1 protein-coding gene is annotated in these 1206 nt (G+C 39.2%); it reads left to right on the forward strand.

Going from position 1 to position 1206, the window contains the following annotated elements; genetic code table 11:
• Positions 1-643: 643 nt before the first annotated feature.
• Complete coding sequence (locus CDZ78_RS17835) at positions 644-1168, forward strand: hypothetical protein (protein WP_087871188.1); 525 nt, start codon at positions 644-646, stop codon at positions 1166-1168.
• Positions 1169-1206: the final 38 nt, after the last annotated feature.

Raw genomic sequence — 1206 nt, forward strand, 5'->3', positions numbered from 1 at the left:
TCGCGGCAAAAGCTTAACGGGACTGATTAAAATCTGCGATGCCCTGATTCGCCCTGCGTCCACTTATAAAAACCCTAGAGGGGTTTTTATTTAGTTACCTCAAATGGCTTGACGCGATGTCGGAATGCCTTGTATTTTATCTACGCAAAAAGACGCTTCGAGAAAACACCCGGCCCTATCGCTATCACGGACTAAAAATCTTCACTTCGCTTAGGCTCCGTTTCCAGGATTTTCAGCGTTTGAGAAAGGGTTTAAGAAAGGCGTTATGAAAAGTCTTGTGTTGGTATCAATACCTTCGCCAATTTTAATTTAATCCAAAAATGACAATCTTACACCTATATAAATCAATCGCTTATAGGCTGTAAAATTCATAAAAATGAGTGTATTTTCATTTTGGCGAAGGTATTGTTGGTATTAAAAGTACATTTTAAATTTGTGCCAAGCTGGGTTATGGAAAAAGTTGAGAAAGCGTCTATTGAAGAGTTAACTAAACAACCACCCGCTAAAAGACGGGTGGGTTAGAGAGCTTGGCGACTGAAAGTCGTGATACAGGGCGAATAGCCATATGCGCCAACTTAAGAGTTCATAGTGTTGATTTTTATTAATTTTTTGGCAAAATAAACCCTTTTTCCAAGAAGAAACAATGCCACTAAGTCTATCAGACGAACAAACTATTGAAGGATTACTTGAGAATTTACCACTTGATTATCAGCAAACAGCAATAGAAAGCAAAGCTTTTCTTCGTGCTCGTAAAATTAAAAGCCCAATGGAATTGATGCATTTAGTGATGATGTATTGTGGTGTAGATCAGGTATTACGCGAGGTTGCAGGAAACGTTACCTTGTTAAATGAAAAAATAACGGATACAGCCATACAAAAACGGCTGAGAGCTTGCGGTCCCTGGCTAAAAATGATTTTAGAACAAATGTGGTTTTCAGGTGTGACCAAGTTACCGGGGGCACTACGTTTTGTATTGGTAGATGGGAGTTCGCTAAGTGTTGCTGGAGCTAATGGCACCTCTTATCGCTTACATATTGCCATTGATTTAGTCAGTTTAAGCATCGTTCACATTGAAGTCACCGATAAGTATGTCGGTGAAAGTCTGGCGCATTACCCGTTTATCGAAGGTGATATTGTTATAGTGGATCGTGGTTATAATCGGGTGTGATTAAAACTGCGGGGATTTGTTAAAATATCACTATTTCA

Source organism: Bathymodiolus platifrons methanotrophic gill symbiont, assembly GCF_002189065.1.
GTDB lineage: Bacteria > Pseudomonadota > Gammaproteobacteria > Methylococcales > Methylomonadaceae > Methyloprofundus.

Excerpts from the sequence above, each read along its gene's own strand:
- CDZ78_RS17835 (WP_087871188.1), top strand. The coding sequence starts at position 644 with ATGCCACTAAGTCTATCAGACGAACAAACTATTGAAGGATTACTTGAG.